Annotated in this window: 24 protein-coding genes and 1 pseudogene; 18 read left to right on the top strand and 7 right to left on the bottom strand. The window is 42.5% G+C overall.

Going from position 1 to position 17,502, the window contains the following annotated elements; all coding sequences use genetic code 11:
• Positions 1 to 182 precede the first annotated feature (182 nt).
• The 14 genes and pseudogenes from sds to PseudUWO310_RS00405 all read left to right on the top strand — a co-directional run bounded on the left by sds (position 183) and on the right by PseudUWO310_RS00405 (position 8,495).
• Complete coding sequence (sds, locus tag PseudUWO310_RS00470; protein WP_055076544.1) at positions 183 to 1,166, top strand: solanesyl diphosphate synthase; 984 nt, start codon at positions 183 to 185, stop codon at positions 1,164 to 1,166.
• A gap of 58 nt (positions 1,167 to 1,224) precedes the next feature.
• Positions 1,225 to 1,926 carry a Uma2 family endonuclease gene (locus PseudUWO310_RS00465; RefSeq protein ID WP_142598133.1) on the top strand — a complete coding sequence of 234 codons (702 nt, stop codon included), beginning with the start codon at positions 1,225 to 1,227 and terminating at the stop codon, positions 1,924 to 1,926.
• A gap of 67 nt (positions 1,927 to 1,993) precedes the next feature.
• Positions 1,994 to 3,862, top strand: a complete 1,869-nt coding sequence (locus PseudUWO310_RS00460; protein WP_142598131.1) for a serine/threonine protein kinase — start codon at positions 1,994 to 1,996, stop codon at positions 3,860 to 3,862.
• Positions 3,863 to 3,872: 10 nt separating this feature from the next.
• Positions 3,873 to 4,358: a hypothetical protein gene (locus tag PseudUWO310_RS00455; protein ID WP_142598129.1), complete on the top strand. Its 486-nt coding sequence runs from the start codon at positions 3,873 to 3,875 to the stop codon at positions 4,356 to 4,358.
• On the top strand, positions 4,355 to 4,735 hold the full coding sequence (locus PseudUWO310_RS00450) for an endonuclease domain-containing protein (RefSeq protein WP_142598128.1): 381 nt from the start codon (positions 4,355 to 4,357) through the stop codon (positions 4,733 to 4,735). The genes PseudUWO310_RS00455 and PseudUWO310_RS00450 overlap by 4 nt, the downstream gene beginning before the upstream one ends.
• A gap of 73 nt (positions 4,736 to 4,808) precedes the next feature.
• Entirely contained in the window at positions 4,809 to 5,015 is a 207-nt protein-coding gene (locus PseudUWO310_RS00445; protein WP_142598127.1) for a type II toxin-antitoxin system HicA family toxin, read from the top strand.
• Entirely contained in the window at positions 5,015 to 5,239 is a 225-nt protein-coding gene (locus PseudUWO310_RS00440) for a type II toxin-antitoxin system HicB family antitoxin (protein ID WP_055073957.1), read from the top strand. The genes PseudUWO310_RS00445 and PseudUWO310_RS00440 overlap by 1 nt, the downstream gene beginning before the upstream one ends.
• A gap of 2 nt (positions 5,240 to 5,241) precedes the next feature.
• A complete protein-coding gene (locus PseudUWO310_RS00435; protein WP_142598124.1) occupies positions 5,242 to 5,466 on the top strand; it encodes a YgiT-type zinc finger protein in 225 nt (74 codons plus the stop codon).
• Positions 5,467 to 5,518: 52 nt separating this feature from the next.
• On the top strand, positions 5,519 to 5,770 hold the full coding sequence (locus PseudUWO310_RS00430; protein ID WP_142598122.1) for a DUF433 domain-containing protein: 252 nt from the start codon (positions 5,519 to 5,521) through the stop codon (positions 5,768 to 5,770).
• A 2-nt stretch (positions 5,771 to 5,772) separates the two neighbouring features.
• Positions 5,773 to 5,937 carry a DUF5615 family PIN-like protein gene (locus PseudUWO310_RS22650; RefSeq protein WP_190315855.1) on the top strand — a complete coding sequence of 55 codons (165 nt, stop codon included), beginning with the start codon at positions 5,773 to 5,775 and terminating at the stop codon, positions 5,935 to 5,937.
• Positions 5,938 to 5,995: 58 nt separating this feature from the next.
• Positions 5,996 to 6,124, top strand: coding sequence for a hypothetical protein (locus tag PseudUWO310_RS23475; RefSeq protein ID WP_263363359.1), 129 nt, complete (start codon positions 5,996 to 5,998; stop codon positions 6,122 to 6,124).
• 23 nt (positions 6,125 to 6,147) lie between these two features.
• A pseudogene (locus PseudUWO310_RS00420) lies at positions 6,148 to 6,423 on the top strand (type II toxin-antitoxin system HicB family antitoxin).
• Positions 6,424 to 6,456: 33 nt separating this feature from the next.
• Positions 6,457 to 7,983, top strand: coding sequence for a C-3',4' desaturase CrtD (gene crtD / locus PseudUWO310_RS00415; protein ID WP_142598120.1), 1,527 nt, complete (start codon positions 6,457 to 6,459; stop codon positions 7,981 to 7,983).
• A 134-nt stretch (positions 7,984 to 8,117) separates the two neighbouring features.
• Entirely contained in the window at positions 8,118 to 8,495 is a 378-nt protein-coding gene (locus tag PseudUWO310_RS00405) for a transcriptional regulator (RefSeq protein WP_142598118.1), read from the top strand.
• A 6-nt stretch (positions 8,496 to 8,501) separates the two neighbouring features.
• Here PseudUWO310_RS00405 and PseudUWO310_RS00400 read toward each other — a convergent pair whose 3' ends face one another.
• Entirely contained in the window at positions 8,502 to 9,620 is a 1,119-nt protein-coding gene (locus PseudUWO310_RS00400; RefSeq protein ID WP_142598116.1) for an NAD(P)/FAD-dependent oxidoreductase, read from the bottom strand.
• Positions 9,621 to 9,836: 216 nt separating this feature from the next.
• On the opposite strand from PseudUWO310_RS00400, the gene PseudUWO310_RS00395 reads away from it, so the two are divergent.
• The 4 genes from PseudUWO310_RS00395 to clpX all read left to right on the top strand — a co-directional run bounded on the left by PseudUWO310_RS00395 (position 9,837) and on the right by clpX (position 14,146).
• Positions 9,837 to 10,235: an FHA domain-containing protein gene (locus tag PseudUWO310_RS00395; protein ID WP_009627246.1), complete on the top strand. Its 399-nt coding sequence runs from the start codon at positions 9,837 to 9,839 to the stop codon at positions 10,233 to 10,235.
• 253 nt (positions 10,236 to 10,488) lie between these two features.
• The gene (gene tig / locus PseudUWO310_RS00390) at positions 10,489 to 11,898 is read left to right on the top strand and encodes a trigger factor (protein ID WP_142598114.1); all 1,410 of its coding nucleotides are present in this window, start codon (positions 10,489 to 10,491) and stop codon (positions 11,896 to 11,898) included.
• A gap of 207 nt (positions 11,899 to 12,105) precedes the next feature.
• Positions 12,106 to 12,777 (top strand): ATP-dependent Clp endopeptidase proteolytic subunit ClpP, encoded by a 672-nt coding sequence (gene clpP, locus PseudUWO310_RS00385; protein ID WP_142598112.1) that lies wholly within the window; start codon positions 12,106 to 12,108, stop codon positions 12,775 to 12,777.
• Between the two features lie 31 nt (positions 12,778 to 12,808).
• Positions 12,809 to 14,146: an ATP-dependent protease ATP-binding subunit ClpX gene (gene clpX / locus PseudUWO310_RS00380; protein WP_009627249.1), complete on the top strand. Its 1,338-nt coding sequence runs from the start codon at positions 12,809 to 12,811 to the stop codon at positions 14,144 to 14,146.
• Here clpX and PseudUWO310_RS00375 read toward each other — a convergent pair.
• From PseudUWO310_RS00375 to PseudUWO310_RS00355, 6 genes are all read right to left on the bottom strand, one after another.
• The gene (locus tag PseudUWO310_RS00375) at positions 14,138 to 14,371 is read right to left on the bottom strand and encodes a hypothetical protein (RefSeq protein WP_142598110.1); all 234 of its coding nucleotides are present in this window, start codon (positions 14,369 to 14,371) and stop codon (positions 14,138 to 14,140) included. The genes clpX and PseudUWO310_RS00375 overlap by 9 nt on opposite strands.
• Positions 14,372 to 14,652: 281 nt before the next feature.
• Positions 14,653 to 14,814, bottom strand: a complete 162-nt coding sequence (locus PseudUWO310_RS22640) for a hypothetical protein (protein WP_190315853.1) — start codon at positions 14,812 to 14,814, stop codon at positions 14,653 to 14,655.
• Between the two features lie 9 nt (positions 14,815 to 14,823).
• Positions 14,824 to 15,237: a type II toxin-antitoxin system VapC family toxin gene (locus PseudUWO310_RS00370; protein WP_142598108.1), complete on the bottom strand. Its 414-nt coding sequence runs from the start codon at positions 15,235 to 15,237 to the stop codon at positions 14,824 to 14,826.
• Positions 15,237 to 15,509: a hypothetical protein gene (locus PseudUWO310_RS00365; protein WP_126389420.1), complete on the bottom strand. Its 273-nt coding sequence runs from the start codon at positions 15,507 to 15,509 to the stop codon at positions 15,237 to 15,239. Before PseudUWO310_RS00365 ends, PseudUWO310_RS00370 begins: the two co-directional genes overlap by 1 nt.
• A gap of 90 nt (positions 15,510 to 15,599) precedes the next feature.
• Positions 15,600 to 15,842, bottom strand: coding sequence for a hypothetical protein (locus tag PseudUWO310_RS00360; RefSeq protein WP_142598106.1), 243 nt, complete (start codon positions 15,840 to 15,842; stop codon positions 15,600 to 15,602).
• A gap of 67 nt (positions 15,843 to 15,909) precedes the next feature.
• Positions 15,910 to 17,499, bottom strand: a complete 1,590-nt coding sequence (locus PseudUWO310_RS00355; RefSeq protein WP_142598104.1) for a tetratricopeptide repeat protein — start codon at positions 17,497 to 17,499, stop codon at positions 15,910 to 15,912.
• Positions 17,500 to 17,502 lie beyond the last annotated feature (3 nt).

The following is a 17,502-nucleotide window of genomic DNA, read 5'->3' as shown; positions in this document are numbered from 1 at the left end:
ATCGCTAAAAAATTTCTGGCTAAAGGAGTAGTAGGTACAGCGTATCAGCTATTTAAAGCTTTCTATACCATATTGATCAATTATTGATCGATAAAACTAGTTAAGTCTGTCTTCAACTCTTACAACATTCTCATACAATATATGAAGATATGTAAAAATTGATATAAAACTGGTTTATTCGCATGAGCCTTCCAACTACTTCTGTCACCGAACTTTTTGCACCAGTCAAAGATGACTTGCATACTCTCACGGATAATTTGAAGCAGTTGGTAGGGGCAAGACATCCAATTTTGTATGCTGCTGCCGAACATTTGTTTGAAGCTAAGGGCAAGAGTATGCGCCCCGCGCTGGTCTTGCTAGTGTCACGGGCGACGATGAGCGATCGCGATATCACCTCACGCCATCGTCGTCTTGCGGAGATCACGGAAATGATCCATACAGCCAGTCTGGTGCATGACGATGTGATCGATTCGGCTGACCTACGGCGTGGGATGCCCACGGTGAATAATAGTTTTGGTAATCGCATTGCCGTACTTGCGGGTGATTTCCTGTTTGCCCAAGCCTCTTGGTATTTAGCTAACTTAGATCATCTTGAAGTTGTTAAGCTTTTGTCGAAAGTCATTACCGATTTTGCTGAGGGTGAAATTCGCCAGAGTCTCACGGCCTTTGATAGTGATCTGACTTTGGAGGATTATCTGGAAAAGAGTTTTTATAAAACTGCCTCGTTAATGGCAGGTAGCGCCAAGGCTGCGGGTGTTCTCAGTGGTGTCAGTCAGGTACAGGCTGAGCAGTTATTTAATTTTGGTAAGCATTTTGGGATCGCGTTTCAGGTTGTCGATGACATTCTTGATTTCACCAGTTCCACCGAGACTTTAGGTAAACCTGCGGGCTCCGATCTGAAGCAAGGTAATTTAACTGCACCCGTTTTATTTGCTCTCGAAGAGCATCCTCAGTTGCGTGGATTGATCGAGCGTGAGTTTAGCGAAGTGGGAGATTTAGAAAAGGCTCTGGAACTGGTTCATAACAGTGAGGGAATTTCGCGATCGCGTGAACTCGCGAAGAGTCATGTTAAGTCTGCATTTACTGCGATCGAGTGGCTCCCATCCTCTGCGCCTAAGCAATCTCTGATAGGTTTAACAAACTACGTTTTAGATCGATTGTATTAAGATATGGGGATGACCGAAAGCGTCATCCTCCTTAATATTTTGCCAATGAGGTATAGATATGGTTGCGGTATTAAGTATCGATAAAGCTGCCGATCAATCAACTGAAAACATAATTGAGCAGAACCTAAATACTTGGGTCAAAATCTCTTGGGAAGAATTCATTCAAGTTGCTGACGATCCGAAATATCAAAAATACAAGTTTTATTACTTCAATGGAGAATCAAGAGTCGAACCTATGTCTACTGGTTCAGACCATTCAGCCGATCATGCACTAATAGTTATGGCTATTGGCTTATTTGTTGCCGTTAATGGATTAGCTTTAAATAGCAAAGATAATTGCTCTTACCGAAAAGTTGGCAGTAAGGAAGTCCAGCCCGATATTTCTTATTATGTTGGCGATCGCGCTCAGTTAATTCCTTGGGGTACGGGTGTGGTTGATTTGGATGTTTATCCTGCTCCTGATTTGGCGATCGAGATCGCGAATATTTCTTGGGCGGATGATATTGGTAAAAAACGCTTGATGTATGAAGATTTGGGCGTGAAGGAATATTGGGTAATTGATGTTAAAAATGTAGAGATTTTAGCCTTTACAATTACGGATTTTGATGATGCTAAAGGTAGTTATCGAATTACGCGATCGCAAGTAATTACAGGTTTAGAAATTTCTCTTTTAGAAGAAGCTTTAAGATTATCAAGAGAAAGCGATCATGGTCAGGTTACTTCATGGCTGTTAACTCAATTACAAAAAAGTAAAAACTAGATTTTCAAATCATAAAAATACTGCGAAAATAGGAAACATAATAAAAATCTAGTTTTTACCTAGAAATATGAGTGCATTTCCTGATTTTGCGGTGCATGGTTATCAAGTTATCAAAGAGTTGGGGCATAACTTGGAGGGGGGCAGGTTTACATACCTTGCTAAACGTCTTGCGGATAATGTTGACGTTGCCATCAAGCAATTTCAGTTTGCGACGGGTTCGGGGTGGGATGGATTTAGAGCGATCGAGCGTGAGATCCAAAGCTTGCAGGGTTTAAATCATCGCGGTATTCCCAAATATTTAGACAAATTTGAAACGGATAACGGCTATTGCTTAGTTACGGAATATTTCCCTGCGGATACTTTGGCGGCGGCGCGAAGTTTTATGCCCGATCAAATCAAGCAGATTGCGGTGCAGCTTTTAGAAATTTTGGTTTATCTGCAAGAGCGAATGCCATCCGTCATTCACCGTGACGTTAAGCCTGAGAATATTCTTGTAGATAATAATCTCAATGTTTACCTGATTGATTTTGGTTTTGCGCGGGTGGGTAGTGGTAGTGTGGCGATGAGTAGCGCTAATGCAGGGACGTTTGGCTTCATGGCTCCCGAACAAATCCGCAATCTCAAGCTAACCAATGCTTCCGATCTCTATGGTTTGGGTTTGACATTAATCTGCTTGATTGGGGCAATTCGTTCGACAGATATCGGCAATTACATCGATTTCAGCAATCAGCTAGATCGCAGTAAAATCGATCCGAAGTTGAAAGGATGCAGTTTAACCTTTGTGAAGTGGCTAGATCAAATGGTTGAGCCCGATCCGAGTAAGCGTTTTGCTGAGGCTAAGACTGCATTGGATGCGTTGAAGCCTCTGTATGTGGTGCGTGTGCCTGAAGTCAAGTTTTTTAGAGATGGTGTGGAGTTCGATCCGAGTAAGACAATTTTGGAATTTAAGGCGACAAATTTAGGTGAAAAGCTCACTCAGACAATTACTCTGATTAATTCTATTCCTGAAACTATTCTAGAAGGTCATTGGGAAGTTGATCCTCATCCAAATGATCCGCCACATAGTCCCGATAATCATTCTTGGATTTCATTTAATCAGAAAAAGTTTGAAGGTAATCATGTTGATTGTGAGATTGTTGTGGATACTAGTAAGTTGATTGCCCAAGGGAAAGGACAAAGGAAGATAAATATCTATCTCAATACTGCTCGGAGAAATTACAGTTTCAAAATTGCGATTGAAACGGCTACATTACCAATTGACCATGAGAAGTTTTCTATTAAATTTATGGCTCAACTCTTGATAGTTGTTGCACTCAGTGGACAGATTGCTGTTGGTAGTATGTTATTCGCAACTTCAGTGTTATTTTATGGTAATTCTTCTGCTAATGTTTTACATGAATATGGTTTGGGTCTCATTATCCTCATATTTATGATAATTTTAGCTACAATGATCGGGGCAATTGCACTAGGAAGTAAAGCTGCACTAAGAACTGGGTATTTTGCTGGGGTTGCATTTTTAATTATATTTGCTACTGTCGAATGGAGTGGTGTATTGAATAGTCGTGGGTTGTTCAGACTTCTGCTTTTAATGATTGTATGTCTCTTAAATTTCGTTAATCAAGATCGGAAAAGCCGATTTACTCTTCTATCAGGATTAACACTGGGCTTTTTTATAGGATGTATTTATTCTCTCTGGATAGGCACAGACTGGCTAACAAGTTTAGACATAAATTGGTGGACGAGCTATGGGCAAAGGGTATTTAGTTCAAAACTTATAGTAGTTCGTGCTTGGCTAAGCTCAAATAGTCTATTTATCTATGGAGGCACTATAGCTAGTGCTAGTTGGTTAGGCTATCTTTTATTCTATCCATCCATTGAGCGTCAGCGTAAAATCTCCGCCTATCGCCGCAAAGAAGAACACTTGATTAAGCCATGAGTCTAAAATTATGGAAGATATTCTTCAAAAAATTAGAGAATCAGCAACCACTTCTTCTCCCCCCTTCACAAGGGGGGCTGGGGGGGATCATATCCTAAACCACACCCCCCATTTCCCAAACCACAGAGTACACATAGAACTCCCTGACTACGTTTCAAAGTTTAGATCCCCCTCAATCCCCCTTGCAAAGGGGGAAGAAGAGAAAGAATTTAATTCTCTAATTATGGAAGACATTCTTCAACAAATTAGAGAATCAGCAACCACCTCTTCTCCCCCCTTCACAAGGGGGGCTGGGGGGGATCATATCCTAAATCACAAGCCCCATTTCCCAAACCACAAAGTACACACAAAACCACCTGACTACGTTTCAAGGTTTAGATCCCCCTCAATCCCCCTTGCAAAGGGGGAAGAAGAGAAAAAATCTAATTCTCCCGACTTAGAAGAAAAAGAAATTAATTCTCCCCCCTTTACAAGGGGGGGCTGGGGGGATCAATGACACTTAAAATCAGCGAACACCATCTTCCCTATAACCCTGACCTCACCACCAGAGCTAAAGAACTGCGTCAAAATATGACACCCGCAGAAAGAAAACTTTGGCATCGATATTTAAAAAACTTCCGATTTAGAGTTCTCCGACAAAGACCAATTGACCATTTCATCGTTGATTTCTACTGTCCTAGCCTCAAACTAGTGATTGAAGCTGACGGCGAGAGTCACTATAGCGATGAGGGAAAAGCTTATGATCAAGAAAGAACACAACGATTAGAAGGCTATGGGATTAAGGTGATTCGGCTTACTAATCGACAGGTCTTAGAGGATTTTGAGAATGTGTGTGAGGAGATAGAGAGGATGATCCCCCCCAGCCCCCCTTGAGAAGGGGGGAGAAGAGGTAATTTGGAATCTTTAGAATATAAAATTTATCTTGTCAACACCTCAGTAAATCCCTATGCCAAAAAAGATTCGAGAACTAAAAAGTATGTTGCTGAAGGCAGGGTTTACCTATCGTCCTGCCAAAGGTAGTCATACAGTCTGGATACATAAACTACTGCCAGAATTACCACTGACGATCGCAGGTAAAGATGGTGATGATGCCAAACTCTATTTAGAAAAAGAAGTTAAACAAAGATTGAAAAAATTAGAGGATTTAAAGTAATGCCACACTACAGCATGATAATTATCTGGTCAGAAGAAGATAGTTGCTATCTTGTTCATCTCCCAGACTTCCCATTTCAGCAATTTCATACGCATGGCGATACTTACGAAGAAGCTGCTAAACATGGACAGGAGGTAATTAATAGCTATCTTGAGATTTACCGTGAAGAGGGAAAATCTCTGCCGCAGCCGAAAAATTCTTTGCAACTTTTGCAAGCAGCATAGAAATGGAATGTATTTACTGTAAAGGTCACATGGAGAAAAAGACTGCACCGTTTAGCATTCAGAAAAATGGCTATTATTTACATTGGGATGCAATTCCTGCCTTGGTTTGCGATCAGTGCGGTGAAGTATATTTTGCTGAACATGAGGTTGATATCATCCAATCAGCCATTTCAGAATTAGATCGTAGAAATGTTGAGTTTTACACACCTGACAAAGAAGCTGCGTAAACAATTTCTTTAGATGTAATTTCTTATAGCTAAAAAAATAGAGGAGAGATTTATGTCAGTTACTAATGAATCACTGTTATCAAGAATTACCTTCGATCGCAATATTTTGGGTGGTAAGCCGATAATTCGCGGTATGAGAATTTCCGTGGCGATGATTTTAGAGCTTTTGTCTAAGGGAGCAGCAATGCAAGAAATTTTGGAAGATTATCCAGATTTAGAAATAGCTGATATTTATGCAGCATTACTCTATGCTTATCGCCTAGTCGCTAATGAGGAGATTTTTGAAAGGTCGGTTGCATCATAGTCATGAGATTTTTACTTGATATGAATGCAAGTGGTGCTTTACTGAATTTATTGCTAGATTCTGGTCATGATGTTGCTTGTGTGCGTGATGTTGATTGCAAAATGAGTGATAGTGAGATTTTGAATTGGGCGGTAAGAGAAAAGCGCATTATCATTACGACGGATTGATTCCGATTTTGAGCAAATGATTTGGCTACAAGGAAGGCAACATTGTGGAGTTTTAAGATTGGAAAATTTACCTCGTTCAGAAAGAATGGCTCTATTTCAAGATGTATTGTCTAGTTGGGGGCAAGATTTAGAAGCTGGAGCCGTTGTGATTGCATCAAAGCAAAAAATTCGGATTCGTAGAAGCTAAAATTAATGAAGAATCATCAATCGATGCGATACACAATTCTCATTCAATGATCTGATGAAGATAACTGTTTTGTTGTCTTTTTGCCTGAATTTACAAATGTGATGCAGCCTTGCACCCATGGCGATACTTACTTAGAGGCAGTCCAAAATGCTCAAGAAGTCATCGAACTGCTAGTAGAAACTGCCATAGAAAAAGGTGAACCATTGCCCAAGCGCCAAAATTTTCAAGCAATTCCAGTTTTACAAGCTGCACAGATTGAGATCTGTCTCATGTCAGGACGATCGCTTAGACTAGATTAAGAATTATTAATTATTGTTAATCGGTCATAGCCAGTGTTGAGTAAATCTAAACAAAAAATAAAACAAAAAATTATCGTGATTGGGGCGGGAATCGGCGGCTTAACGGCGGCGGCTTTGTTGGCAAAGCGTAGCTATGAAGTCGTTGTTTATGACTTGGCGATCGTTGCGGGTGGCTGTGCCTCCACATTTAAGCGACGAGGCTTTACCTTTGATGTGGGCGCGACACAGGTAGCGGGATTGGAATCTGGCGGGATTCACGATCGCATTTTTAAAGAATTAGAAATAGAACTTCCCGAAGCGACCGATTGCGATCCTGCCTGTGCCGTGTTTTTGCCCAATGAGAATGAACCGATTAATGTCTGGCGCGATCGCCAAAAGTGGAAACTCGAACGACAAAGGCAATTTCCCAATAGCGAAGCATTTTGGAATTTCTTAGAAGATTTATTTTGGCGCAGTTGGCGCTTTCAGTCACGCGATCCGATTTTGCCGCCACGTAATATTTGGGATGCATGGCAATTAGTTAAAGCTTTACGAATTGATACTTTGGCGACGGTTCCCTATACCTTCTCGACCGTGGGCGACGCTCTGCAAGGTTTTGGCTTAGCCAGTGACAAAAGATTACGCACCTTTCTCGATTTACAATTGAAGCTCTATTCACAGGTGAATGCGGAAGAGACGGCTTTACTTTATGCTGCGACCGCTTTAGCAGTTTCCCAAACTCCGTTAGGGCTGTTTCATCTTAAGGGAAGTATGCAAGTCTTAAGCGATCGCTTGATTGAGAGCATTGAGCGTGATGGAGGAAAGGTCTTGATGCAACATCAAGTTAGCGCGATCGCGGATCAAGGTAAAAGGAAAAAGATAAAAGTAAAAAATCTGCGATCGCAAGGGATTTTTGAAGATAGCGCCGATCACATCGTGGCGAATGTGACGGTGAATAATTTTGTGCAGCTTTTGGGAGATGCTGCGCCCAAGGGCTATGCGAAACGGGTTGCTAATCTCAAGCCTGCTTCTGTTGCGTTTGTGGTTTATTTGGGAGTGGATCGGGCTGCGATTCCTGAAGGTTGTCCGCCGCATTTGCAATTTTTGGAAGCCTATGAGGATTCCCAAATTCATAGACCCCATTCGCTATTTGTTTCCGTTAGCAAGGAAGGAGATGGTCGCGCTCCCGATGGAAAAGCGACGATAATTGCTTCTGAGTTTACCGATGCAGCAGTTTGGTATGGCGGCGAAGATTATCAGGAACTTAAGAAGAGATTCACAGAACGAGCGATCGCGCAGTTAAGTAACTATTTCCATCTCAACGAAGAGACGATCATTCATGTTGAGGCGGCGACACCGCAAACCTTTGAGCGATATACAGGACGCGATCGCGGTATCGTTGGCGGCGTAGGAATGCGCGTTTCTACCTTTGGTCCCTTTGGTTTCGCTAATCGCACCCCGCTCAAAAATATTTGGCTAGTTGGTGACTCTACCCATCCAGGAGAAGGAACCGCAGGGGTGAGTTATTCAGCACTAACCGTAGTCAGGCAGATAGAGCAATCGTCACGCAAATTGATTTAATATCGTTAATCGTTACATCACGAAGCAACTACACAAATCGAAGTTAAGTTGATGTCAGCACAACCAAGAGAAATGCGGTGACAAAAGCACTCAAAATCGAGATATTCGCAAAGCTAAAAACTATTGGAGAGACTATGAACAGCGTACAAGCCCAGACAAATAATGCGCCAGTTAACACCTTAGTAAGTGACAGCTATTTGGATGCTCTGATTAACTCTCTGCAAGATCCTATTGAATCAGCTTGCTATCTTACTGCCATCATCGAAGCTGAAGAGCCTGAACCTGAGCTACTGTCCCTAGCACTTAACGACGTATCTAAAGCGCTAGATCAAACAGGAGCTAGTACTCAATCTCTAGAAGCAATCTTACAAAAACAAGGTACTGAAGCAATTCACAGTTTAGCTGATTGGCTCAAGGGGCTAGGGTTAAAACTGACGGTGACAGTTGATGCTGCTGAAGTTCAGTTGGAAGATCCTGATCAAGATTTAGAAGAATTAGAAATAGCGGCTTAAGTGTACTTAGAGGGTAAAGGGTCGCCAAGGTAGATCGCTTGTGCCAGTTAACAGCAAATCTTTGGTAATTTGAGCCGTTATGGGAGCCATCAATACGCCATTGCGATAGTGACCTGTCGCAACGAGCATATGTGGATGATCGGGGACAAAACCTAAAATGGGCGATTGATTAGCAAGCGGTCTGGGTCGATCGCCTGCCCATGTTTCTAAAACTTCCGCATCGGCAAAGGTGGGACACCAAGCGATCGCTTGTTCTAGCAATAACGATACGTTCGCTTCGCAGGGGATTTGCTTGGGTTCAAACTCTAGGGTTGCACCGAGCCAATAGCGATCGCCGCCTAAAGGCACAATATTGAGATCCGAGCCATCCTCATTTTCAATATGAACGACATTTTGGAGATTTAGGTTGGGGATATGCAATAGCAGGGCTTGACCGCCAACAGGTTGCATGAGATCCTGCCCCACATATTTAGGGTGATTTTGTAAAAAAGGGGCAAGTAGGGCATTAGCGCCCAAACCTGAGGTCACGACAATGCGATCGCTGGATATTTCCTCTAAATTATTCACTGATGTATTCCAAAGGAAATTCACCCCATTTTGGGTAGCCGCTGTAACTAGAGCCTTAACCAATTGGGTAGGATGCACGGCGCGATCGCAGGGACTTAATAAGCCGCCATCGGTTTTCCATAGTGGAAAATCAGCGGAAACTTCCTCGCGATCTAGCCATTGCAGCGCAAATCCCTGTCTTGCGCGAATTTCAGACAGCGATCGCGATTTGCTCTCAGCATCAGGCGATCGGTATAGATTTAAAATCCCCTTGCGGTTGTAGAGAATATCGCACTGGGTTTGGTCGGTCAGCTCGGCAATCAAGCGATCGTATTTACTCAAGCTTGCCAAACGTAACTTTACCAAAACTCCCCTTGCTCTGGAGCTAGAAGCTGCCATGAGTACGCCCAAAGCCGAACTTGTCGATACCATTGCAGGTCGAGCATTGGCTTCAAGCACTGTTATCCTAAATTCATCATTATTTTTGCCCTTGTTTTTGTCCTGATTTTTGTCCTTACTTAGCTCATAGGCAAGCATTGCCCCAATCACCCCGCAACCAATGATAGTGACGCTTTTCATGAATATTTCGCTTAAGGTTAAACGCTTCGATTAAATTTGCTGAAAAAAGTAAATTTTGCTTACCCACTCTAGGTGGGTAAGATTCGATCTTTACGGTCTTTATAGTTAGATCGTAATCATGCTTAAAGTCAATGCTAAACTTTTGAAATAAATGCAAATCCTGTAGCATTTGCGGTAGAAAATCCCTTAGTCCTGCAAAATTAATGCATTAACCCTGTGATTACGCTGAACCTACTGCATCCTATCGAAGCTATCCCGATCCAAACATGGAAATTTAAATCTGAGCCTGTCATTAGAATTGGGCGATCGGGGGATAATGACGTGATCCTTTATAGCTCAGTTGTCTCTCGCTACCATGTGGAGCTCCGTCGTCATTCACTGCATTGGGAGATCGTTAATATTGGCGCAAACGGCACATATATTAATGATCAACAGATCGAAACAGAGCGAGTGCAGGACGGTATTACGATTCGCCTTGCGACTACTGGCCCCAAGTTGCAAATTTTGCTAGATGGCGCAGAAGCGATGACACCTTCACCACGCGATGCCGCTACTAAGCCGTTGTCGCCCAATAAGCCCGCCGATGGTCGTCCTACCTTTATGTCGAAAAAGTAAAGGCGAAAGAATAAAGGCGAAAGAATAAAGGCGAAAGAGTAAAGGGGGATTTATTATGGGTGAGGGCAAAATTTGCTCTCACCCAATGTATAGTTTTTTGAAATATGCGATCGCCAATATCGTATTATCATAGACTTGGCATAATTTGGCACAAGTTGACAGTTTTGCCAAAAGTTGGCAAAAGCCCAAACAACGTTTTTTGATTTCTAGATATATTCAATCTAGGCATACTTAATCTAGGCATATTTAAATAATGAAGGTCACTCTAGAGAAGCTTCCCGCTAGTCAAATTGGTTTTGACATTCAAGTAGAAGGGGCAAAGTCTCAAGCAATATACGATCGCATCGTCAAAGATTTGACACGTACGATGCAAGTCCCCGGTTTTCGCAAAGGTAAAGCTCCTACTCAACTGGTATTGAGACAGGTTGGCAGTCAAAGACTTAAAGCTAATGTCCTTGAAGAGCTACTGGAAAAAACCCTAAATGAAGCTCTTGCGGAAAATAAAGAAGTAAAAGATAAGGCTCTGGGCGGCTTCCAACTTATTACGGATATCGAGACCCTCGTTCAAACCTTCACTCCAGGACAAGAGTTATCCTTTAAGGCGGCGATCGATGTCGAACCCGATGTAAAGCTTGCGAAATATCAAGGCTTCACCGTAAAAGCAGAAGAAATTAAACCTGACCTCACTGAAGTTGATCGCACCTTAAACGAATTCCAAGTTCGCAAGTCTACCCTTGTTCCCGTCGAAGATCGGGCTATTCAGCTCAATGATGTGGTCACCGTCGATCTTAAGGTTCTAGACCGCGCCACAGGCGAAGAATTGCCCGATGCAGGTGAAGAAGATTTTCAGTTAGATGTGGACGAAAAAGCATTTATTCCTGAAGTTGTTCGAGCGATCATCGGTGCAGCGATCGATGATGTCATCGAGGTTGAGTCGGTTTTTCCTGAAGAATATTATCCTGAAGAATATGTCGGTAAGGAAATTAAGTATGTAGTCTCGATCAAATCGATCAAGGGTCGCGAACTTCCTGCCCTCGATGACGAATTTGCTCAATCGATTAGCGACAAGCAAACGATCGCCGAACTACGCGAACTGCTCGAAAAGCGGGTAGTAGACGATGCTGAGGCAAAGACTCAAGCAAACAAGGAACGGGCAGTGCTTGAAGCACTTACCGCCGAGCTGGAGGTCGATCTGCCTGTAACCCTATTGCAACAAGAACTCGACTTTTTGGTAAGACAACAAGCCAGTTACTTGCAAGAACGCATCGATCCTGCCATGGCAAAGCAGCTATTTACCAAGGAACTCGTTGAGGAGATGCGTCGCCTCAATCAACCAGAGGCAGTTAATCGTCTCAGACGTAAAGTTGCCCTAGATGAAATCGTCAGACAGGAAAATATTACTGTTGATGAAGCCGAACTCAAGGAAAGAGTCGCTAATACCCTTGCAGCCATTAAGGATCCTAATATCGATGTTTCTCGATTAGCTGATTTAATCCAAGAGGAGATCTTGAGCGAACGCGCCTTGGCCTGGCTAATCGAGCATTCTGAAATTGAGTTGGTCGAGCAAGGGTCGCTCAAGCCAGAACCTGAAGTCCTCGAAAGTATCTCACCAGAGGCTGATGCAGATGTCGTAACCGTTGATGCATCATCTGAAGAAGCCTAATTAAACAAGAGAGGGGTGCTAAGCACCCCTCTCTTGTTTAATTTGATTTAATTAGTCATGAAAATTTTTGGCTTAGAATTAGTGTGGCTGGATACCAATACAATTTTTGAGGCATAATAGCTCTCAAGTAGGTATCTTTAAACTCAAGCTTTACTGCTCGGGTTTTGCCTAGGATATTTCGTTAACTTTATGGTGAATTCAAAACGAATGTACCCTTTATCTAGTCAATTAACATCAAACCAATTTGCGATCGCTTCGACCCAAAATCAGGTTGTGCCGATGGTAGTCGAGCAATCAGGTAAAGGCGAAAGAGCATTTGATATTTTTTCGCGTCTACTGCGCGAACGCATCGTGTTCTTAGGTTCGCAAGTAGATGACACCACCGCAAATCTGATCATGTCGCAGCTTTTATTTTTAGAAGCTGAAGACCCAGACAAAGACATTTATCTATATATCAACTCTCCTGGCGGATCTGTCTATGCAGGCATGGCGATCCTCGATACGATGAATCACGTTCGTCCTGACGTTTGTACTATTTGTATGGGGTTAGCCGCGAGTATGGGGGCGTTTCTCCTCGCCTCTGGTGCTAAGGGTAAACGGATGTCGTTGCCCAATGCGCGGATCATGATTCACCAGCCCCTCGGTGGCGCTCAAGGTCAAGCCGTTGATATCGAAATCCAAGCGCGAGAAATCTTGTACATTAAGCGATCGCTGAACGAGATGCTAGCTGCTAGTACGGGTAAGCCCATCGAGCAGATCGAGCAGGACACCGAACGCGATTTCTTTATGTCACCCGTTGAAGCTCAACAATATGGTTTAATCGATCAAGTTTTAACTAATTCCAAAGGCTTCCAGCCCTCCGCCCTATCCTTAGTCTAGCCATTGCGACAACCTCACATTGAGATAGCTTATGCCCAGTAAATATGACTCTCATCTTAAATGTTCCTTCTGCGGTAAGTCGCAGGAGCAGGTACGCAAGTTAATTGCTGGACCAGGGGTATACATTTGCGATGAGTGTGTGGATTTATGTAACGAAATCCTCGATGAGGAGTTGTTTAATAGCGCTCCTCCCCAAGCTGCCCAACGAAAAGATCCTGCCAGTGAAAAGCGAAAACCTAAAACTGCGGCAAATCTTAATCTCAGTCAGATCCCCAAGCCCCGCGATATCAAGCGCTATCTGGATGAAAATGTAGTCGGTCAAGACGAAGCTAAAAAGGTTTTGTCTGTAGCGGTTTACAACCATTACAAGCGTTTGAGCTTTATCGAGTCTTCAGCAAAAGGTCAGAATGAAGATGGAATTGAACTTCAGAAGTCTAATATTCTGCTGATTGGTCCCACGGGTTGCGGCAAGACCCTTCTAGCGCAAACCTTGGCTGAGATGCTGGATGTGCCTTTTGCGGTTGCCGATGCGACCACACTGACTGAGGCTGGCTACGTTGGCGAAGATGTAGAGAATATTTTACTGAGGCTATTGCAGGTCGCCGATCTGGATGTTGAAGAGGCGCAGCGGGGCATTATATATATCGATGAAATTGATAAAATCGCCCGTAAGGGAGAAAACACCTCGATTACCCGTGATGTATCGGGAGAAGGGGTACAGCAAGCCTTACTGAAGATGCTGGAAGGGACGATCGCGAATGTGCCGCCTCAAGGTGGGCGCAAACATCCCTACCAAGACTGTATCCAGATCGATACTAAAAACATCTTGTTTATCTGTGGTGGGGCTTTTGGTGGGTTAGAAAAGTCGATCGAGCAACGTATTGGTAAAAAGTCGATGGGCTTTGTGCAGCAGGGTGAAGCTATGCCCCGTGAAAAGCGCACTGCTGAAATTCTGAAGAATGTACAGCCCGACGATCTGGTTAAGTTTGGCATGATTCCAGAATTTATCGGTCGTGTACCTGTAACGGCGGTGGTTGATCCCCTTGACGAAAAGGCTTTGATGGCAATCTTAACCGAGCCTCGAAGTGCCTTGATTAAGCAGTATCAAAAGCTCTTGAAAATGGATAACGTCCAGCTTGAGTTCCAAACTGATGCGGTACAGGCGATCGCTAAAGAAGCCTATCGGCGTAAAACAGGGGCGAGAGCTTTACGGGGTATTGTCGAGCAGTTGATGTTAGACATGATGTATGAGCTGCCATCCCGCAAGGATGTGACTAAATGTTTAATTACTCGCGATATGGTAGAAAAACTATCCACAGCCGAGATTTTGCAGCATCCTGCCTCTATGCCTAAACCTGAATCAGCCTAGGACATACAAAAAGGACTCGCTTAGCGAGTCCTTTTGGTTTAAGAACATGGAGCTATAAAATCCTGCAAGATCCAGCAATGGAGACAAAATCGCCATTTTGATGATGTTTTCTGAAACAACCGATCGCTGATTAATGCGGTCATAAAGTTCGGTGATTCGTTGCAAGTCTTTGCGATCGCTTTCTGTCAGATTTGGTAAATACTGTATCAGGACATAAAACCCCAAAGAGAGTTGCCGCGCTCCGCGCGGCAACTCTCTTTGGGGTTTTGATTTTGTCCTAACAAAACTGGCGGTAGCTATAAAAAGAAGTTGCGATCGTCATTACGTTGTAAGAGAAAGTCTTGTTCTAGTTTTTCAAGGCTTGTTTCTTCAGAAATTCGGAAAAGTTGAACCATAATTTTAATTTTTCTGTTGAACTAACCAGATTTCTTCTCTATTCATATTCGTAAAAGTCCTCGCCATCAAGGGCAGTTAGGGCTGTTAGTTCTGGATCGTTGGTGTAGTCGTCAACGGCAAGTGAGGCAGCAATTTTTAGCTGTTGGTTGATTTGGGCGCGGGGTGGGTTTTGTTTGAGTGAGCAGTCTTTGTAAAAGTATTTCTGCTATTTGGAAGCAGTCTTTTTGAGGCAGTTTGGGAATGGTTTGGAAGATTTCTGTAGTTGTAATCATGGTTTTCTCCTAACTTCTTAACAAAGCAACAAAACCTGCTTGTTCAAAATGTTTGTCATAGGTTAGAGCTTCCGTAATCCCTAGTTCTTCCATAATGCAAAATGATGAGCAGTCGGTATGACTCCATGCTTTGTCTTGACGTTGGGCGTAGAGTTGAAAGGCGCTTGTGAAAAGTTGACTCGTTATAGGAATGACTTCCATATTTTCGTCTTCTTGAATTTGGCAAATTAAATTAAATGTGATTTCACGAAATCGCGATCCACTGCCTGAGTAATGATTGAGCAATTCATTGAGTATGAGTTCGCTTGTAACTAGCTTGGATGGGAATAGTGTTAGCGTGAGATTGTTAGCAAAATCATGGAGTGAATCAGTAGGGTTAAGAATTGCAATCCAATAGCTTGTGTCAACAAATATTTGCCGCATTAGTCTTCTTTGGGTGATCCATATAAGTAATGATCAACGTTTTTAGAAGCGTCAGATGGGAGTTTTTGCCATTCTTCTTTTGGTATGCTTTCGCGGATTTTGGCGATGCGTTGTAGGAATGCTTGGGCTTGGGCATAACCTGCTTGTTTTTCTAGTTCTTGCTGTTTGCGAAGGGTTTCTACTTCTTGCAAGATTAGGGCGGCGATATGTTCTTGGTCGGTTTCTGAGAGTTGAGAAATGACTTCAAGGGCTTGGTTGAGTAGTTGTGGCATGGTGTTTTTCTCTTATTGCATCAAGGTTTGAAGGTTTGAAATCGTGAATCACTTCCTATCGTTCTAAAACTATGCTCATTGGTTTATCTCCTATCGTGACTGTTGAGAAACTTTATTGGTGTAAATAAATTCGGCTAATACTGCATCGTGGTTAATGGATGTATCTATGTAGCCACTACCTTTAGTTACTGGTTTGAGCATAAAAGGTTTCTTGGGAGTTTCATCCTTTTGCAGTCTTTCAATTTCTCGAAAGATTAGTTCTGCTATTTTATCTTGTTCTGTCTGTGGTAGTGCAGAAGCGGCGGTAAGGGCTTGTTTGAGTGGGGTAGTCATGGGTTTTTCTCCTATTGTATCAAGGCTTGAAAGTTTAGATAGTGGAGGGTGTTGTCAACTAGATCGCTTATCTAGCAAATAATCTACTAATAAATTTTTTAGCATCTTGAATAAAGTTCTGCAATAAAATCTTTCGCAGCACTATTGAACGATTTATAAGTGCTGTATCGAAGTCGGGATTGGTAGCTAGAGCTTTGTCGAACGACTCAAGCGCTTCTTTATATCTTCCTAACTTTCTTAGCGCTATGCCTCGATTGTTAAATGATTCGTGGTCGTCAGGAATGATCGTTATGTTTGCAGCTTGCTGATAGGAAATGAGAGATTCTTTGCTTCTGCCTAATTCCTCTAAGATATAGCCTCTAACGAGCCATACTTTGGGATCATCTTCTTGAATAGCTAGAGCTTTATCATAGGATTCGAGAGCTTCTTTTTTCCTTCCTAAATCTTCTAGAGCTAAGCCTCGAATAAACCATACTTCGTAGACTTTAGGAGTGATGGCTAGAGATTTATCATAGGAAGCGATTGCTTCTTCCCTTTTTCCTAAATCATTTAATACAATACCTCGGTAGTACCACGCTTCATGTAAGTTAGGATTGAGATATAGGGATTTATCATAGGAGACGATTGCTTCCTCATTTCTTCCTAATCTCATTAGTGCAATACCTCGATTATACCATGCTTCATGTAAATCAGGCTTTAGCTTTAGCGCTTCGTCATAAGAGGTAATCGCTTCTTCTTCTCTTCCTAAATTACCTAGTGCACTACCTCGATTATGCCATGCTTCGTGGTCGTCAGGTTTGATAGCCAGTGCTTTGTCATAAGAGGCAATCGCTTCTTCTTCTCTTCCTAAATTACTTAGTGCACTACCTCGGTTATACCATGCTTCGTGGTCGTCAGGTTTGATAGCCAGTACTCTATCATATGAATCTATCGCATTGTCATACTGTTGCCCAGCAAAAAAAATATTGCCTTGTTCAAAGAGCAACGCTTGCTGATTATCGGCTGTTTGACAAGGCTCTGATAACAGCTCGTTAATTTCAATTATTCTTATTTTTCTTTGTTGGGGATTCCATGCTAAGTATTCCGTAAAATCAGTATCATTTATGATTTTTGACAACTCAGCGTTTAGAGTTGCAGACTGGGTGGGAATATCAAACTTTCCTGATGCCCAATCATAAAAATCTGGAGCGCGGCGGATAATGTATTTGATTGCAAATTGGGGCAATAGAAAGACAAAGCAGATATGACGAAATTTATCTCTAAAGTTTTCCCGTTGCCAATTGAGATGATTTAGAATCGGTGGAATCTCATCTAGATTGTAATAATCTCCTTCTCCACCATAACCCGAACGAATATATTCCTCTAGAGATTTTTCTAAACCAACTACAAATAAAATATTGAGATTTTCTTGATTAGGAAAACTTTCTACGCGCTCAATTAAATTATCAATAGGTGCTTGAAGTTCTAAAACTCCAACTTGTTTTTGAGGCAAATCATCACGTACTTTTTTGATCAGTTCCACACCACCCGCAGGAGAACAACGCACAAAAGCCAATCCAAAACCCTTCCGACGACGCAAAGAGCGCAACAGTGATTTGTACTCATCTTCAGGAGTACTTTCAACACTTTCATCAACTCTTTGGGCTACACCTGACATAAA

The organism is Pseudanabaena sp. UWO310, assembly GCF_006861605.1.
In the GTDB taxonomy this organism is placed as follows: domain Bacteria; phylum Cyanobacteriota; class Cyanobacteriia; order Pseudanabaenales; family Pseudanabaenaceae; genus Pseudanabaena.
The sequence above is the reverse complement of the archived record's forward strand: the minus strand, read 5'-3'. Positions and strand labels throughout refer to the sequence as shown.

What these genes read in the sequence shown, in the direction of transcription:
- PseudUWO310_RS00440 (WP_055073957.1), top strand. Translation starts at nt 5,015, where the DNA reads ATGCCACACTACAGCATGATAATTATCTGGTCAGAAGAAGATAGTTGC.
- clpP (WP_142598112.1), top strand. Translation starts at nt 12,106, where the DNA reads ATGTACCCTTTATCTAGTCAATTAACATCAAACCAATTTGCGATCGCT.
- PseudUWO310_RS00435 (WP_142598124.1), top strand. Translation starts at nt 5,242, where the DNA reads ATGGAATGTATTTACTGTAAAGGTCACATGGAGAAAAAGACTGCACCG.
- PseudUWO310_RS00355 (WP_142598104.1), bottom strand. Translation starts at nt 17,499, where the DNA reads ATGTCAGGTGTAGCCCAAAGAGTTGATGAAAGTGTTGAAAGTACTCCT.
- PseudUWO310_RS00370 (WP_142598108.1), bottom strand. Translation starts at nt 15,237, where the DNA reads ATGCGGCAAATATTTGTTGACACAAGCTATTGGATTGCAATTCTTAAC.
- PseudUWO310_RS00430 (WP_142598122.1), top strand. Translation starts at nt 5,519, where the DNA reads ATGTCAGTTACTAATGAATCACTGTTATCAAGAATTACCTTCGATCGC.
- sds (WP_055076544.1), top strand. Translation starts at nt 183, where the DNA reads ATGAGCCTTCCAACTACTTCTGTCACCGAACTTTTTGCACCAGTCAAA.
- PseudUWO310_RS22650 (WP_190315855.1), top strand. Translation starts at nt 5,773, where the DNA reads ATGAGATTTTTACTTGATATGAATGCAAGTGGTGCTTTACTGAATTTA.
- PseudUWO310_RS22640 (WP_190315853.1), bottom strand. Translation starts at nt 14,814, where the DNA reads ATGATTACAACTACAGAAATCTTCCAAACCATTCCCAAACTGCCTCAA.
- PseudUWO310_RS00465 (WP_142598133.1), top strand. Translation starts at nt 1,225, where the DNA reads ATGGTTGCGGTATTAAGTATCGATAAAGCTGCCGATCAATCAACTGAA.
- tig (WP_142598114.1), top strand. Translation starts at nt 10,489, where the DNA reads ATGAAGGTCACTCTAGAGAAGCTTCCCGCTAGTCAAATTGGTTTTGAC.
- PseudUWO310_RS00460 (WP_142598131.1), top strand. Translation starts at nt 1,994, where the DNA reads ATGAGTGCATTTCCTGATTTTGCGGTGCATGGTTATCAAGTTATCAAA.
- clpX (WP_009627249.1), top strand. Translation starts at nt 12,809, where the DNA reads ATGCCCAGTAAATATGACTCTCATCTTAAATGTTCCTTCTGCGGTAAG.
- PseudUWO310_RS00405 (WP_142598118.1), top strand. Translation starts at nt 8,118, where the DNA reads ATGAACAGCGTACAAGCCCAGACAAATAATGCGCCAGTTAACACCTTA.
- PseudUWO310_RS00360 (WP_142598106.1), bottom strand. Translation starts at nt 15,842, where the DNA reads ATGACTACCCCACTCAAACAAGCCCTTACCGCCGCTTCTGCACTACCA.
- PseudUWO310_RS00365 (WP_126389420.1), bottom strand. Translation starts at nt 15,509, where the DNA reads ATGCCACAACTACTCAACCAAGCCCTTGAAGTCATTTCTCAACTCTCA.
- PseudUWO310_RS00400 (WP_142598116.1), bottom strand. Translation starts at nt 9,620, where the DNA reads ATGAAAAGCGTCACTATCATTGGTTGCGGGGTGATTGGGGCAATGCTT.
- PseudUWO310_RS00455 (WP_142598129.1), top strand. Translation starts at nt 3,873, where the DNA reads ATGGAAGATATTCTTCAAAAAATTAGAGAATCAGCAACCACTTCTTCT.
- PseudUWO310_RS00445 (WP_142598127.1), top strand. Translation starts at nt 4,809, where the DNA reads ATGCCAAAAAAGATTCGAGAACTAAAAAGTATGTTGCTGAAGGCAGGG.
- PseudUWO310_RS00450 (WP_142598128.1), top strand. Translation starts at nt 4,355, where the DNA reads ATGACACTTAAAATCAGCGAACACCATCTTCCCTATAACCCTGACCTC.